The 17,567-nt window shown below is 65.9% G+C and carries 3 protein-coding genes (1 of these 3 running past the window's edge); all 3 read left to right on the top strand.

Annotated elements, in window-relative coordinates; genetic code table 11:
* Tightly spaced (each overlapping or abutting the next), the 3 genes in view from OEB96_RS42320 to OEB96_RS42310 form a layout consistent with a single transcriptional unit that may run on beyond the window.
* Positions 1-4,061: the 3' end of a type I polyketide synthase gene (locus tag OEB96_RS42320; RefSeq protein WP_323137494.1), read on the top strand. Its footprint begins 14,710 nt before the window's first position; the window shows 4,061 of its 18,771 coding nt (coding positions 14,711-18,771); the start codon falls outside the window, past its left edge; the stop codon is at positions 4,059-4,061.
* The gene (locus OEB96_RS42315; RefSeq protein ID WP_266222647.1) at positions 4,058-15,979 is read left to right on the top strand and encodes a non-ribosomal peptide synthetase; all 11,922 of its coding nucleotides are present in this window, start codon (positions 4,058-4,060) and stop codon (positions 15,977-15,979) included. Before OEB96_RS42320 ends, OEB96_RS42315 begins: the two co-directional genes overlap by 4 nt.
* Complete coding sequence (locus OEB96_RS42310) at positions 15,963-17,567, top strand: MBL fold metallo-hydrolase (RefSeq protein ID WP_323137492.1); 1,605 nt, start codon at positions 15,963-15,965, stop codon at positions 17,565-17,567. Before OEB96_RS42315 ends, OEB96_RS42310 begins: the two co-directional genes overlap by 17 nt.

The raw sequence follows: 17,567 nt of genomic DNA, 5'->3' as shown, positions 1-17,567 counted from the left end.
CGATCGCGAACACGCGGGCCTACGTGCTCGACCACAGTGGCTCACCGGTCCCGGTCGGCGTCCCGGGAGAGCTCTACATCGGTGGTGATGGGGTTTGCCGCGGATACAGGCAGCGACCTGCGCTGACGGCGGAGCGCTTCGTGCCCGATCCCTGGGGAACACAGCCTGGCGCGCGCCTCTATCGGACCGGTGATCGGGCGCGATGGCTTACCGACGGAAACCTCGAGTTCCTGGGCCGAGTGGATCGGCAGGTGAAGCTTCGCGGCGTTCGTGTCGAGCTCGGTGAACTCGAGAGCGTGATCGGGCAGCACCCAGCCGTGCGCGAGGTCGTGGTGACGGCGCGCGAGCGGACGCCACCCGTCACGCGGCTGCTCGCCCATCTCGTTGCGAGTGACGGAGTGGAGGCCCCGCGCTCGAGCGAGCTACGAGAGTTCCTCCGCGGACGCTTGCCAGAGCCGATGATCCCTTCGGACTTCGTATGGCTCGAGTCGCTACCTCGCGTTACCAGCGGCAAGGTGGATGCTGCTGCGCTTCCGCCACCGACGAGCTCGCCCGAGATGCTCTCGCCGCGCACGGGGGTGGCCGAGCTCCTCGCGATGCTCTTCGCCGAGGTGCTCGACGGAGAGCCCACCCAGATGCATGGCGATTTCTTCGCGCTCGGTGGCCACTCTCTGCTGGCCACGCAGCTCGTGTCTCGGATTCGAACCACACTGGGCGTCGAGCTGCCCGTGCGGGCGATCTTCGACGCACCGACCGTGTCGGAGCTCGCGGCGCGGGTGGAGTGGGCGCAACGCGAGCAGCTACCCTTGCCTCCACCTCTCGAGCGAGCGCCTCGCGATGCGGCCTTGCCGCTGTCGTTCTCGCAGCAGCGGCTGTGGTTCCTTCAGGAGCTACAGCCCAAGAGCGCAGCCTACAACATGCCCCTGGCGCTGGATCTCGATGGGCCGCTCGACGTCGAAGCGCTTCGAGGTTCCTTCGAGGTGCTGGTTCGCAGGCACGAGGTGCTGCGCACGACCTACACGGAGAGCGAAGGGATTCCCATCCAGCACGTGCATCCCCCGGTGGCGTGGGACATCCCGATGGAAGACCTCCGCGAGTGGCCCCGCTCTCGGCAAGAAGTGATGGTGCGGAGCCAGTGCATCGAAGAGCTGGATCGTCCCTTCGATCTCCGTGAGGGCCCCTTGCTCAGGACGCGGTTGCTTCGCCTCGGAGACGAGTCGTTCGTGCTGCTGTGCACCATGCATCACATCGCTTCCGATGGCTGGTCCACCGCCGTGCTGACCCGGGAGCTGAGCACGCTCTACGCGGAGCTGTCCTGCGGGCGTGAGCCGTCCTTGCCCCCGCTCGCTATCCAGTACGCCGACTACGCGATCTGGCAGCGGTCGTGGCTCTCGGGGGCCGTGCTCGATGCTCACCTCGCCTACTGGAAGGAGCGGCTCGCGGGGGCCCCTCCTGCCATCGACCTCAGGATCGATCGGCCCCGTCCGCCCGTCCGGAGTCACCGCGGAGCGGCGCTGCCCGTGTCGATCGGCAGCGAGCTGTCGACCGAGCTCCATGCGCTGTGTCGTCGTGAACGCGTCACCATGTTCATGACGCTGCTCGCGGCGTTCCAGACGCTGCTCTACCGATACACGGGACAGGAGGACCTGGTGATCGGCTCGCCGATCGCCAACCGCACCCGAGCGGAGACGGAGGGCCTGATCGGCTTCTTCGTCAATACCCTGGTGCTTCGCACGACGCTCTCGGGGCAATGGACGTTCCTGGAGCTCCTCGAGCACGTTCGAGAGGTCACGCTGGGTGCCTATGCACACCAGGAGCTGCCCTTCGAATACCTGGTGGAAGAGCTGTCGCCGGCTCGCGATCTCAGTCGCTCTCCGCTGTTCCAGGTCGCGTTCGTTCTTCAGAACACGCCGAGCTCTCCCCCTCGGGCGTCTGACCTCTCGATTCGGCCTCGCACGATCGAGAGCACGATGACCAAGTTCGATCTCACGCTGTTCGTCACCGAGATCGATGGCGTGGTCGAAGCCACGCTGGAGTACAGCACGGACCTGTTCGACGAGGAGACGATCGCCCGCATGGCGGGGCACTTCGTGGTGCTCCTGGAAGGCATCGTGGCCGAGCCTTCGACGCGGCTGGAAGCACTCCCGCTGCTCCGGCCCGCGGAGAGGGACCGCCTGCTGGTCGAATGGAACGACACGAGGCGGCCGCTCGGGGAGGGGTGCGTGCACCAACGCTTCGAGGCGCAAGCCAGCAGGACGCCGGATGCCGTGGTCGCGGAGCTGGGCGAGGCTCGGCTCACGTACCAAGAGCTCGACCGCCGAGCCAACCACCTCGCTCACCTGCTGCGGGCTCGCGGGGTACGACCGGAGGTGTCGGTCGGGTTGTTCGTCGAGCGATCGTTCGAATTGCTGATCGGGCTCCTGGGCATCCTCAAGGCGGGGGGAACGTATGTCCCGCTCGATCCGAGTCATCCCAAGGAGCGTCTTCGCTTCATGCTGGAGGACACCGGTACGCGACACTTGGTTGCCCAGCGCCACCTGCTGGGGGTGCTCCCCGAGGCGACGGTCGAGGTTGTGTGCGTCGATGGGGCGGCCCTGCTCGTGAATGCGAGCGACGATCGAGGTCCTTGCTCCGATGCGCGAGCGGACAACGCTGCGTACATCATGTACACATCTGGCTCGACTGGGCGCCCCAAGGGGGTGGTCGTCACGCATCGCGGGCTGTGCAACTACCTCGACTGGTGCACGAGCGAGTACGACGTTGCTGGAGGCGCAGGTGCTCCGGTCCACTCCTCGGTGGCGTTCGATCTGGGCGTGACGAGCCTCTTCGCCCCCCTCCTGGCAGGTCGAAAGGTGGTGATCATTCCGCAGGACGGCGACCTCGAGGGCATGTCCAGAGCCCTCCGTAAGTCGAGTGGGTTCAGTCTCGTCAAGATCACCCCGCTCCACTTGGAGCTGTTGAGCCAGATCCTGTCGGCGCACGAAGCTCGAGCCGGCACCAAGGCGCTCGTCGTGGGGGGCGAGGCACTCTCGTGGGAACAGATCTCGTTCCTCGGCGAGCACGCGCCCGAAGTGCGAGTCATCAACGAGTATGGCCCGACCGAGACGGTCGTGGGCTGCTGCACCTACGAGGCGACGGGGGGAGGTGCCCGCAGCGGGCCGGTTCCCATCGGGCGACCGATCGCCAACATGCGGCTCCATGTGCTCGATACCAACCTCGAGCCCGTTCCGGTGGGGGTTCCCGGCGAGCTCTACATCGGAGGAGTGGGGGTCTCGCGCGGCTACGTTGGCCGTCCCGCCGAGACGGCGGAGTGCTTCCTTCCCGATCCCTTCTGCTCGGATGAGCCCGGGGCCCGCCTGTACAGGACGGGCGATCTCGGCCGGAGGATGCCCACCGGAGACATCGAGTTCCTCGGGCGGCGTGATCATCAGGTGAAGATTCGGGGATACCGGGTCGAGCTTGGTGAGATCGAGGGTGTCGTGCGACAGCATCCGGTGGTGCGCGACGCGGTCGTGGTGCTTCGCGAGAACTCGCCAGGAGACGCACGCATCGTCGCCTATCTGGTGCCTCGGGTGACGCAGGAGGGAGGCGCCGACACGCATGGGGATCCGGGCGAGCTGGGAGCGCTGCGGGAGTACCTGAGCGCACGGCTCCCCGACTACATGATCCCCTCGGCGTTGGTCGTGCTCGACCAATTGCCGCAGACGTCCAGTGGCAAGGTGGATCGCCGGGCACTACCCGAGCCCGGAACCGGCGCTGGTACTGGCCGAGGCGAACCACCGCGTACTCCGATGGAGGTCATCGTCGCTCGGATCTGGTGCGACGTGCTGAGGGTCGATGAGGTCGGGCGCGACGAGAACTTCTTCGAGATCGGAGGCCATTCGCTCCTGGCGACACGCGTCGTCGCCCACATTCGGGCTGCATTGGGGGTAGAGGTGCCGTTGCTCGCGCTGTTCGAGGCGCCCACGGTGATGGGACTGGCCGAGCGAATCGAGACGTTGGAGGCCCAGCGAGGTGGACCGAGCTCCGATCCGACCGAAGTCGACGAAGGAGAGCTATGAACGACCTCGAGCTTCTGCGTCGTGTTCGCTCTGTGGGCATCTCGTTGTGGCTCGAGGGCTCGACGGTGCGCTACCGTGCGCCAAGAGGAGTGTTGACGCCCGACCTCCTCTCGAGTCTCAAGAGTCGCAAGGAGGCCCTGCGGGAGCTCCTGCGTGCGGAGGGGAGCGGCGGGGCCGTGCCTCCGATCACGAGGGCACCCAGGGATGGAGCGCTGCCGCTGTCGTTCGCACAGCAGCGGCTATGGTTCATGGATCAGCTCGAGCCCGGGCAGATCTTCTCCAGCGTGCCAACCGCCCTTCGACTGAGGGGGCGTGTGGATGTGGAGTCGCTTCGCCGCGCATTCGAGGAGATCGAGCGCCGGCACGAGGTCTTGCGCACCACGTTCGACACGGTGCAGGGCAAGCCCTGCCAGCGGATCCACCCACCCTCGCCATTCGAGCTGCCGGTGGTCGACATATCGACCGCTCCCGACCCCGAGGCCGAGGCGAGACGACTGTGCCTCGAGGAGGTCGAGCGCTGCTTCGAGCTCTCGCGTGGGCCGCTGTGGCGCGCAAGGCTTCTACGCCTCTCCGGCTCGGACCAGGTGCTCGTGGTGAACATGCACCACATCGTGTCGGACGGGTGGTCCGCCGCCGTGCTCGTGCGAGAGGTCGCCGCGCTCTACGTGGCATTCGACACGGGTCTTCCGTCGCCGCTGCCCGAGCTTCCGGTCCAGTATGCCGACTACACCCTATGGCAGAGGGGTTGGCTGGACGGTGAGCTGCTCGAGCGGCAGCTCGACTACTGGAGGGAGAAGCTCGCCGACCTCAGCCCGCTCGAACTTCCGACGGCACGCCCCCGCCCGCCCGTCCAGAGCTTCACGGGCGCGTCCGCCGAGACACGGCTGTCGAAGGCCGTGCTCGATGGGCTCACGGCGCTCGGGCGGGCCGAGAACGCCACCCTCTTCATGGTGCTGCTCGGCGCGTTCCAGGTGCTGCTTGGCCGCCTCTCGGATCAAGAGGACATCGCGGTGGGCTCGCCCATTGCGGGTCGAACTCATGCGGAGCTCGAAGGGCTCATCGGATTCTTCATCAATACCCTCGTCTTGCGCACGGACCTCAGTGGTGATCCCACGTTCCGCGAGCTGATCGCACGGGTGCAGCGGGACGTGCTGGGGGCGTACGCGCACCAGCACGTCCCGTTCGAAAAGCTCGTGGACGAGCTCGCTCCGCGGCGGGATCCGAGCCGGGCGCCGCTCGTCCAGGTGATCTTGGTCCTCCAGAATGTCGCGACCCCGGAGGTGACGCTGTCGGGCTTGTCCATCCGTCCCGAGCCGATCTCCGTGCCGAGGATCACGGTGGATCTGTGGGTGTCGTTCACCGAAGATGCGCACGGGCTCCACGTCGCGGTGCAGTACAACACCGATATCTTCGATCGAGCCACGGTGGAGCGATTCCTCCTTCACCTGACCCTGCTGTTCGAGGATGTGGCGATGCATCCGGAGCGTCGCATCTCCGAGCTCACGCTGGAGCGCGCGGCAGATGTGCGACGAGTGCTCGTGGACTGGAACGAGACGGAGGTGCCTCGTCCGCCGCATCGGAACATTCATCACCTGTTCGAGGCAAACGCGGCCGAGGTGCCCGACGCCCGGGCGCTCGTGTGGAGCCACGGGGCCATGAGCTACGCGGAGCTCGACCGGCGGGCAAACCGACTCGCCCATCACCTGCGTGGGCTCGGGGTGGCTTCCGAGGCTCGCATCGGTGTCTTTGCGGAGCGTTCTCCCGCCGTGTTGTTGGCTGTCCTCGCGATCTGGAAGGCGGGCGGGGCGTACGTGCCGTTGGACCCGGCCCATCCGCTGGAGAGGCTCCGCTACATGATCCAGGACAGTGGGGTCATGCTGATCCTCGCCCAGGAGGATCTGATCGACGAGCTGCCCGCCCTCGACACCTACGTGGTCCCGCTCGACGTCGAGGCGAGCATCGCGTCGGGGGAGAGTGACGACGAGCTTCTCGTCCCGATCCCGCCACAGAGCACTGCCTACGTCATCTACACCTCGGGGTCGACGGGGCAGCCCAAGGGGGTGGAGATCGAGCATCGTGGCGTCGTCAACCTGGCCGAGGCGCAACGGCGCACGTTCGGCGTCGCGCGGGGCTGTCGCATCCTGCAGTTTGCCCGATTGGCATTCGACGCCTCGATATTCGACATCGTGATGGCCATCGCATCGGGAGCAGAGCTGCACTTCGCTTCGAGCGAGGAGTCGAGACCAGGCCCCGAGCTCGCAGCGCTGCTGCGAGACCGAGAGATCGACCTCGTCACGCTCCCGCCGTCCGCGCTCTCGGTGGTGCCCCACGGTCCGCTGCCGGCACTACGAACGGTGATCGTGGCCGGCGAGGCGTGCCCGTCCGAGCTCGCGCGGCGCTGGAGTCCAGGGCGCTCATTCTTCAATGCGTACGGTCCCACGGAGACGACGATCTGGGCGACCGTGTACGAGGTCGAGGGAGCCGAGGCGGCGCCCCCGATCGGGCGTCCCGTCGCGAACGTCAAGGCGTACGTCCTCGATCGTCACTTTGGGCCCGTCCCCATGGGCGTGCCCGGCGAGCTCTACGTGGCGGGGGCCGGGCTTGCCCGTGGCTACCTGAATCGACCGGCGCTGAGCGCAGAGCGATTCCTGCCGAGCCCGTTCTCGGACGAGCCCGGCGCGAGGATGTACCGGACCGGAGATCGAGCGCGATGGCGGCCCGATGGCACCCTGGAGTTCCTCGGCCGTCGCGATCATCAGGTGAAGGTTCGGGGCTTTCGCATCGAGATCGGAGAGATCGAGGCGGCCCTTGGTCTGCACCCCGCGGTGCGCGACGCCGTCGTGGTCGTGCGAGACGAGGGGCTCCTGGACCGGCGTTTGGTGGCCTATGTCGTTCCGGAAGCGGACCGCCCGAGGGCGGCGGCGCTGCGCGAGCACCTTCACCGGACGCTCCCCGAGTACATGGTTCCGCAGGCGTTCGTCCTGCTCGATGCGCTCCCGACGTTGCCCAGCGGGAAGGTGGACCGCGGTCGCTTGCCCGCCCCGGACGTGACGGCGGAGGAGGAGCGGCACGTTGCGACCCCTCGGACGGACGCGGAGCGTGCGCTCACCAGCATCTTCGAGCAGGTCTTGCGGGTGGGCGAGGTCGGTATTCACGACAATTTCTTCGAGCTCGGTGGTGACTCGATCCTCAGCATCCAAGTCGTCGCGCGTGCCAACGACGCGGGGCTTGCACTGTCGCCACGTCAGTTCTTTGCGCACCCCACCGTCGCGGCGCTCGCCGCCATCGCGGGAGAACGAGGTGCTACCGCTGCCTCGCAGCCCGAGCTCGTCGAGGGCGACATGGCGCTGCTACCCGTGCATCGGTTCTTCCTCGACGCGGGGTTGCACGACCCTGATCATTTCACTTGGACCCTCGTGCTCGAGGCCGAGCGCGGCGTCGAGATCGATCTCCTCGAGCAGGCCCTGCGGATGCTCCCCCCCCACCACGACGCCTTGCGGCTGCGGTTCTCCGAGCAGGCGGGTGGGTGGCGGGGAGTGCACGAAGACACGGACAGTTCCATCACGTTCGCGCGTGTCGATCTGTCAGGGCTCTCCGAGCACGAGCAAGAGCGTGAGCTGGAGGCCAGAACATCGGAGTCGGAGCGAGGGCTCAGCCTTGCTCGTGGACCCATCTTGCGCGTCACCTGGCTGACCCGAGGGGAGGGGCGCCCGGGGTTGCTCCTGCTGGTCTTGCACCACTTCGTCGTCGATGCCATCTCATGGCGCGTCCTCATCGAAGACGTCTGTAGGATCTACGAGCAGCTCGCCCGAGGCGAGGGGGCGCGGCTCCCTCCCAAGACGACGTCCTTTCGCGAGTGGGCGCGTCGTCTCGAGGTGCATGCACGCTCGGACGAGCTGCTCCGGGAGATGGAGCACTGGGCTGGCCGTTCCACCGGTGAGACGCCTCGCCTCCCGAGGGATTTTGCTGCTTCCGACCACGAGAACCTCGTCGCGACCATCGAGCGGGTGGCGGTGCAGCTGCCCCAGGAGGACACGAAGGCCCTGCTCCAGCGCGTGCCGCAGGCCTACCGCACCCAGGTCAACGATGTCTTGCTGACCGCGCTCGCACAGACCCTCGCGGGATGGACGGGCGGGCGCAGGGCCCTCGTCGATCTCGAAGGCCACGGAAGGGAGGACCTGTTCGACGACATCGACCTCTCGCGAACGGTCGGATGGTTCACCACCTTGTTTCCCGTCGCCCTGGAGGTCGATCCAAAGGCGGATCTTGGCCAGACGCTCAAGTCCATCAAGGAACAGTTGCGGAAGATTCCGGGCCGAGGCCTCGGCCACGGCCTCCTGCGGTATCTGGGCGACGAAGAGACGCGGCGGACCCTCGCAGCGCTGCCGTCACCCGAGGTGAACTTCAACTACATGGGGCAGCTCGGCGAGGCCACCCCGGAGATCTCCTTGCTTCGACCGCTGCGCTCCGCGGTACCAGTTCGAGACGAACGAAACCGCCGCGCCCACCTCCTGGACGTCGGATGCGGCGTGCAGGATGGATGCCTTTCGGTGAGCTTGGCGTTCAGTCGGGCAATTCACGCACGAGCGACCATCGAGCGGGTCGCACTCGACTTCGTGGAGCGCCTCCGCTCCATCATCGCCCACTGCCTGCGCGATGACGCTGGCGGATGCACCCCGTCGGATTTCTCGCTCGTCGACATCGACCAGGCGGCGCTCGATCGCCTCGTGGGCGATGGGCGGAACGTCGAGGATGTCTTTGGGCTGTCCCCGATGCAGCAGGGGATGCTGTTCCACTCCGAGAGAGACCAGGGGTCCGGAGTCTATGTGCAGCAATTCCGATGCGTCATCCGGGGCACACGCGACGGAGAGGAGATTCTGCAGGCATTTCGGGCCCTCATCGAGCAACAGCCGATGCTGCGGACCTCCTTCCACTGGGAAGGCCTGCCCGAGCCGGCCCAGGTGGTGCACCGACGGGTGCAGCTCCCCGTCGAGCGGCAGGACTGGCGTGCGTTGCCAACGGCCCAGTGGCGCGCTGCGCTGAGCGCCCAGCTCGAGGACGACCGGCGGCGTGGGTTCGACCTGACGACGGCCCCGGTGATGAGGCTGCTGCTGGCCCGGGTCGAAGAGGACGCCCACGTCTTCGTTTGGAGCCACCATCACATCCTGCTCGACGGCTGGTCCCTGCCCTTGCTCTGGAAGGATCTGTTCACCTCGCTCCAGGCGTTCGAGCGCGGCGAGCGGGTTCCATCGGAGCGACGCCGACGGTTCCGCGACTACATCGCGTGGCTGAGGAGACAGGATCTCGGGCGAGCGAGGGCATACTGGCGCGAGCGGCTCCAGGGGGTCGTTCCGGCGCCTCTCGGGCTCTTGGGGCCCCGGTCGGCAACGTCCCAACGCCGAACGCTCAGGCTGCAGCTACCGCAGCACGAGAGCGAGGCGCTCTCCGCCTTGGCGAGGTGCCACCGCTTGACGTTGAGTACGCTCGCACACGGTGCGTGGGCCATCCTGCTGAGCCGCTATGGTGGCGAGCGAGACGTCGTGTTCGGCAGCACTACCTCTGGCCGCCCCGCCCAACTCCCCGGCGTGGAGACCATGGTGGGCCTGTTCATCAATACCCTCCCGGTTCGAGTGGAGGTATTCCCCGATGAGGCGCTCTTGCCGTGGTTCCAGCAGCTATCCGCGGATCAGGTGGAGATGCGCCAGTACGAGGCGCTCCCGCTGTGGGAGGTACAGAAGCTCTGCGACATCTCCCGGTCCGACGGCCTGTTCGAGTCGATCCTCGTGTTCGAAAACTACCCAGTGGAGGAAGCAATCGCAGAGCAGCAGATCGAGCTCTCGCTGGAAGAAGTCGAGATCCTCGAGGAGACGAGCTACCCGTTGGCGGCAGCGGTCGCTCCGGGTCGGGAGATCTCGTTGCGGCTCACCCATGATCGCTCGCGGCTCTCGGACGAGATGGCCGAGCAGATCCTGGAGCACTGGGCCATGTTGCTGCGGAACATGGTCGGGGGCCTCGAACGACCGATGCGCGAGCTTCCCATGGTGGGCGAAGCGGAGCGTCGGCGCTTGCTCGTGGAGTGGAACGACACCGAAGCGGGGCGGACGGTCGAGTGTATTCACGAGCGATTCGCAGAGCAGGCGGAGCGAAACCCGGACGCGATCGCGGTGATGGATGGAGACCTCCGAATCACGTACCGGGAGCTCGACGCACGAGCGAACGGCTTGGCCCGTCGGCTCGTGGAGCTTGGCGTCGGACCCGAGGTGCCCGTGGGTCTTTGTGCGGAGCGTTCCATCGAGCTGGTGATCGGCCTGCTGGGGATCCAAAAGGCGGGAGGTGCGAGTGTTCCCCTGGACCCTCGCCATCCGCGGGAGCGGCTCCGATTCATGATCGCGGATGTCGGGGCGCCCATCGTGCTCGCGCAGCGGTCGTTGATGCAGGCGGTCTCGAGCGAGAAGACTTCGGTACTTTGCCTCGATGAGGAGATTGCCGCGTGTCGCGAGAGAGGGGAGTTCCTTCCAAGCAAGGGGGTGAACTCGAGCAGCCTGGCCTACGTGCTGTACACGTCTGGTTCGACGGGCAGACCGAAGGGCGTTGCGTGCAACCATGAAGGGGTCGTCAACCTGCTGTTGGACTTCCAGCAAAGGGTGCCGATCGGCGTGGGTGATGCGTGTACCTTCTGGACCAGTCCTGGCTTCGACGTTGCGTTCTACGAGGTGTTCTCGGCGCTCATCTCGGGGGCCACCCTGCACATCGTGCCGGAGCCGCTCCGCGCCGACGCCGAGGCATTCATCGAGTGGCTCGGCCGCACTCGCATCACGAGCGCATACGTCCCACCGTTCATGGTGACTCAGATGTTGGCGGCGATCGAGGCCGGTCGCGGTCCAGTGTCGTTGCGCCGGCTGCTCGTGGGGGTGGAGCCGATTCCCGAGCCGCTTCTGGTACGAATGGCGGAGGCGCTACCGCAACTGCGGATCCTCAACGGCTACGGTCCGACCGAGGCTACGATCTGTGCGACGTTGCATCCGGTGGGTCGAAGGGGGGCTCGACCGCGGGCGACTCCCATTGGCCGCCCGGTGAGGAACGCGAAGATCTACATCCTGGATCGACATCAAGAGCTCCTCCCCGTTGGTGCTCCCGGAGAGCTGTGCATCGGGGGAGTGGGACTTGCACGGGGCTATGTGCAGCGCGCGGGTGTGACGGCGGAGCGATTCATCCCGGACCCATTCGCATCGAAGCCTGGCGAGCGCATGTATCGGACAGGAGACGTGGCACGGTGGCTTCCAGACGGAAGCATCGAGTTCATCGGGCGAGTCGATCATCAGATCAAGCTTCGGGGGCACCGGATCGAGCTTGGCGAGATCGAGTCGGTCCTGGCCCGTCACTCCGGTGTGAGCGAGGCAGTGGTCGTAGCTCGGGAGGATGCTACGGAGGGTAAGACGCTGGTCGCCTACGCCGTGCCTCGAGAGGGGACGAATCTCGGTCCGGCCGAGTTGCGTGCCCACCTACGGGCGAGGCTCCCCGAGGTCATGTGTCCCCAAATGATCGTGATTCTCGACCGATTGCCGCTCACGGTCAGCGGCAAGATCGATCGCCGTTCGCTCCCAGCTCCGAGCATTGCTGCATCGGCGCACGAGCAGATGGCGGTGCCCTGCACGCCGACCGAGGAGACCCTCGTGCAGCTCTTCGGTGAGGTGCTGGCGTCGTCCTCGGTGCATGCCGAGGCCGACTTCTTTGCGCTGGGGGGACACTCGCTCCTCGCCACGCGCCTCGTCTCGAGGATCCGCGTGGTGTTCGCCGTTGATCTGCCGCTGCATGCCATCTTCGACAGCCCCACGGTCCGGGGGCTCGCGGCGCGGGTGGACGCCCTCCAGGAGGGTGCGCATGGAGTCGGACGGCCTCCTCTCGTCCGGCTGGCGCGAGGAAGAGAGGCTTCACTCTCCTTCGCGCAGGAGCGCCTTTGGTTCATCGATCAGCTCTCGCCCGGAGATGTGTCCTATAACATCTCGGCTGTGTTTCGATTGTCGGGTCCACTCGACATCGACGCGTTGAGTCGATCGTTCGAGGAGATCTTGCGCCGCCACGAGGTTCTGCGGACGAGCATCGTCACGGTGGATGGCAGGGGCCACGCGCAGCTGCGGCCGGTGGAGCGCTTCGAGATTGCCGTCACCGATCTCTCGCACATGCTCGACCACGAGCGCAACGAGGAAGTTCGGCGGGCTTGCGAGGCCGAGGCGCGCCGTCCGTTCGCGCTGGCGAGCGAGCCGCTGATGCGGGTCAGCCTGTTCCGGCAGGGAAGCCTCACGCACGTGCTCATGATGACGATGCACCACGTCATCACCGATGGATGGTCGAGTGAGATTCTGATGCGTGAGGTCACCGTGCTGTACGCTGCATTCACGCGCGGAGAGCCTTCTCCATTGCCGGAGCTGCCCGTGCAGTACGCAGACTACGCGGACTGGCAGCGGCGGTGGCTCTCGGGTCCGATCTTGGACCGGGAGCTCGAGTACTGGAGGCGCACGCTGGACTCCGTGGCGCCGCTTCGGCTTCCCACGGCACAGCCGCGTCCCGAGCGGCAGAGTCACCGAGGTGCGCAGGTTCCGTTGCAAGTTCCCGCGCACGTCGCCGTCGAGCTGAGACGCCTGGCGCAGAGTGAAGGCGCGACGCTGTTCATGGTGTTGCTCGCGGCGTACGAGGTGGTGCTGTACCGCTATTGCGGGCAGGAGGACATCGCGGTGGGCACTCCCATCGCGGGCAGGGACCAGCTCGAGCTCGAGCCACTGATCGGGTTCTTCGTCAACACGCTGGTGCTCAGGACGGATCTATCTGGAGACCCGACATTCGTCGAGCTCCTCACGCGTGTCCGGAGCACCGTGCTGGGGGCATACGAGCACCAACACGTCCCGTTCGAGAAGGTCGTGGAGGCGCTGGCGCCAGCGCGCGATCTCGGTCGCACTCCACTGTTCCAGGTGATGTTCACGCTGCAGAACGCACAGCTCGAGGAGCTACGGACCGGGGACTTGGTGCTCGATCCGGTCGCGGTGGACAATGGGACGGTACGGTTCGAGCTGGTGCTGTCGGTGGGCGAGCAGCACGACAACAGCCTCCGGGGGAGCGTTCGCTACGCCGCGGATCTGTTCGATGCCTCCTTGGTCGAGCGCATGGTGCAGCACCTTTGTCTGCTCGTCGAGCGCATCGGCGCGAACCCGAGACGACGCCTTTCGGAGCTCGCCTCCTTGACGCCGGAGGAGGAGCAGCGCGTGCTCGTGGAGTGGAGTCCGGAGATCTCCGAGCATCCGCAGTGCGCATGTGTGCACGAGTTGTTCGAGGCACAGGTGGATCGGACGCCGAACGCCGTGGCTGTGGTCGATGCCGACGGCGAGCTCACGTATCGAGAGCTGGAGCATCGCGCGAATCGTCTCGTCGGGGTGCTGAGAGGAATGGGAGTGGTGGTCGAGTCACGCGTGGGCATCTGCCTCGACCGTGGCATTGACCTCGTCGTTGCGTTGCTCTCCATTGTCAAGGCTGGCGCGGCATACGTCCCGCTCGATCCTCTCCAGCCTCGTGAGCGTCTCGCCTATATGATCTCGGACTCGGGGATCGCGGTGATCCTTGCATCACGCGCGACTGCGGCCCGATTGGGGGGTACGAAGGCCAGGACCGTTTGCCTGGAAGACCTCGCAGAGCAGTGCGATGCGCAGCCTCGCGCCCGGGTCGCGTTGGGTGTCCATCTCGACAACCTCCTCTACGTGCTCTACACGTCGGGGTCGACCGGTCGGCCCAAGGCGGTGATGGTCTCGCATCGCAACGCCGCTCGCCTCCTGGATGCTCTCGACGAGACCGTCCATGCTGATGCGATCGGTCCTCGGTCGATTGCGCTCAACGCCTCCCTCTCCTTCGATGCTTCGGTGAAGCAGTGGCTCCGGTTGCTCAGGGGCGATCGGCTGTGCGTGATTCCCGAGGAGACACGCCACGTTCCCGAGCGACTCCTGCCACTGCTCAGCAGGTGGGCAGTCGACGTACTCGACTGTACACCGTCTCAGCTCGCTCCATTGCTCGAGCACGGTCTTCTCGAGGGCGAGCGAGCCCACCCCAGTGTGCTCCTCGTGGGCGGCGAGGCGATCGACGAGGTAACATGGCAGCAACTCGCAGGGGATACGCGGCACTCTGCGTTCAATGTCTATGGGCCCACGGAGTGCACCGTGGACACCACCAGTTGCGCGATCACGGCAGGGAAGCACGGATCCATCGGCAGGCCGCTGCCTGGAACGCGGACCTACGTGCTAGACGACCACCTTCAGCTGACGCCAATCGGTGCTCGCGGCGAGCTCTACATCGGTGGAGAGCTGGTTTCGCGCGGATACTGGAATCGTCCCGCACTCACGGCGGAGCGGTTCCTGCCCGATCCGTTCTCCGAGTCGTCCGGCGCGAGGATGTACAGGAGCGGGGACATCGTTCGCTGGTCTGACGACGGAACCCTCGAGTTCATCGGCCGTACCGATCATCAGGTCAAGCTTCGTGGCGTCCGCATCGAGCTCGGAGAGATCGAAGCCGTGCTCTCCGAGAACCCCGGCGTGAGCCAGGCGGTCGTCGTGGTTCGAAGAGACGGGAGGGACGAGCCCCAGCTCGTTGGCTATGTCGTTCCTCGTGACCTGCAGAAGCTCGATCCGGAAGAGCTGCGCGATCACCTCGCGCGACACCTTCCTCACTTCATGGTGCCCTCGATCTTCGTCGAGATTGCGAGCGTACCGCTCTCCGTCAGCGGCAAGGTCGATCGCAAGCGCCTGCCGGTACCCACCGAGGACGACATGGCCGTGTGCCGCGGCATGGTGCCGCCACGGGATCAGCTCGAGCAGGAGCTCGTTCTGCTATGGGAGGAACTGCTCGGCCGGAACTCGATTGGAATACGAGATGACTTCTTCGCGCTGGGTGGGCACTCGTTGCTGGCCGTGCGGCTCTCGGCCGAGGTCGAGCGTCGACTTGGGCGGCGTCTGCCACTGGTCGAGCTGTTCGGAAACCCGACGATCGAGCGTCTGGCCACGGTCCTGAGAGCAGATCCGGGCGCTCGGCCGAGCTCGCCCGTGATCACGCTTCGCGCTGGCGACAGACCACCCATCTTCTGCGTCCACGGGATGGGAGGCTCGGCGCAAGTGTTCCGCGAGCTGTCCAGCGCGCTCGGAGATCAACCGTTCCATGCTTTCCATGCACTGAGCGATCTCGACACATTCAATCACGGCGATGTCGTAGCGATGGCCACGCGCTACGTGGATGCGTTGCAACGGATCCGGGCGAACGAAGAATACTGGCTCATGGGCTGGTCGTTCGGAGGGTTGGTTGCCTACGAGATGGCGCGACAGCTACACGACTCGAGAGCGTGTCCGTCTGGCTTGATCCTGCTGGATACCTGGCTTCCTGGTCCGGGACGTAACGGAACGCTCGATCAACTCGCACTCTGTTCGTTCCTCGCCCGCGAGTTCGGGTTGTCCCTCTCACCCGAGGATCTAGACGAACTCGCGGAGCAGTCCGACGAGGAGCGCCTCGAGTCGCTCTCACGGCGGTGTGAGGAAGCGGCCATCCTGCCGGTCGAGCCCGCGATGGTCCATCTGCGCCGCGCATCGGGTCTATACGCCGCCCACTGGGAAGCGGCGAGTCGCTACCGTCCGAAGGCACTCGGCGGCATTCGTGTGGTGCTCGTACGCCCCGAGGAACTGCCGAGCGAGAGCATCTGGCGCTGGTTCGAGCAGGATCCTACCGGGGGGTGGGGCGCCCTCGTGGAGCGGCCCGTCGAGGTCATGCGAGCGCCGGGGAACCACTTCAGCATGATCCGCGCCCCCCTCGTCGAGAGACTCGCCGAACTCCTTCGAGGATGTCTGCATGACCCCCGGCAAGACATCGGAGCGCAGAATGACGATGACCACTAGCAGCTTCTATCTTCGCCCCAACGTCGTGATGGAGCCGCTGATCACGCAGTGGTACGCGTGGCTTCATCTCGTCGCGCCCGCCACGGCGCCGCTCTACGTCATCCAACACCTCAAGATCATGCAGTCCTTCCTGGCGCACCCGCAGATTCACGTCGCTGCGATGAAGAACCCCGACCTCATCGGCGGCCCATACGTCAACTACGGCATCGACAAGGTGGGAGATGTTCGCAGCCTGGTCGAGGTCACCAAGCAGGAGGAGGCGCCGTCGGTCGAGTTCGCGGCCGCCGTGCAGGCGCTCGACATGATGCTGAACGAGCACCCGCGGGGGATGTCGCTCGAGGAGCTCTACCCGAAGGTTCCTGCGCTCCTTCGCGGCTATGTCGAGCTCGGCTACGATGTTCGGAACCAGCCGTCCATGCGCTTCATCGAGAGAATGCTCTACAGGAGCGAGCACTATCGCGAGTCGGCCCAGAGCCTGCTGCTGTGGCGGATGGATCGCGACGAGCGTCCCTTCATCTTCAGCACACCTCGACTCGAGGAGTCGGACAACATCCTCCTTCGGACGCCGTTCCGGAGCGACGCGGTGGACGAGATCCTCGCGCTACGGCACCGCCCCGCGAAGGTGGGACACTTCCAGGAACTGCTCGGAGTGGGCGCAGACAAGGAGCCGCTCCTGCGGAGCTTCCTCACCGAAGATGTGCCATCCCCTCCTGCGTCCCGCTACGACGGTGACGGCGTGCGAATCCGCTACTTCGGCCATGCGTGCTTGCTGATCGAGTCCAAGGAGCTCGCCATACTGACGGACCCCACCCTGAGCTATCGGTACTCGGCCGAGCCCGCGCGCTTCACCTACGACGACTTGCCGGCCAAGATCGACCATGTCCTCATCACCCACGCGCATGCCGATCACTTCATGCTGGAGACGCTGCTGCAGCTGCGTTCGCGGGTCGAGAGCATCGTAGTTCCCAAGAGCAACGGCTCGTTGCAGGATCCGTCGATGCGTCTCCTGCTGGAGAACTTGGGCTTTCCCCGGGTGATGGAGCTCGAGGAGCTGGAGTCGCTCGAGGTCGAGGGGGGAGCGATCCTGGGCTTGCCCTTCCTCGGCGAGCACGGCGACCTCGATGTTCGATCCAAGCTGGCCTATCACGTGCGGCTGCGCGGGCGTACCGCGGTGGTCGCGGCAGACTCGAACGCGCTCGAGCCGATGTTGTACCGCAGGCTCGGGGAGATCATAGGTCCGCTCGATGCGTTGTTCCTCGGTATGGAGTGCGAAGGGGCGCCCATGAGCTGGGTCTACGGCCCCATGCTCCTCGCGCAACTCGCTCGGAAGATGGATCAATCGAGGCGCCTGTGCGGCTCCAACAGCCGCCGGGCATCGGAGATCATCGATCTGCTCTCGCCGAGGCAAGTCCATGTGTACGCGATGGGGCAAGAACCCTGGCTCGGCCACGTGATGGGGCTCAGATATACGAGTGAGTCACCACAGCTCGTAGAGTCGAACGAACTGCTGGAGTACTGTCACGAGCGAGGGATCGCCGCAGAGCGGCCCTATTGCAAGCGCGAGCTCCTGCTCGAGCCCCTCTCGTGA

It is taken from the genome of Paraliomyxa miuraensis, from assembly GCF_026337845.1.
In the GTDB taxonomy this organism is placed as follows: Bacteria; Myxococcota_A; Polyangia; order Nannocystales; family Nannocystaceae; genus Paraliomyxa; species Paraliomyxa miuraensis.
The sequence above is the reverse complement of the archived record's forward strand: the minus strand, read 5'-3'. Positions and strand labels throughout refer to the sequence as shown.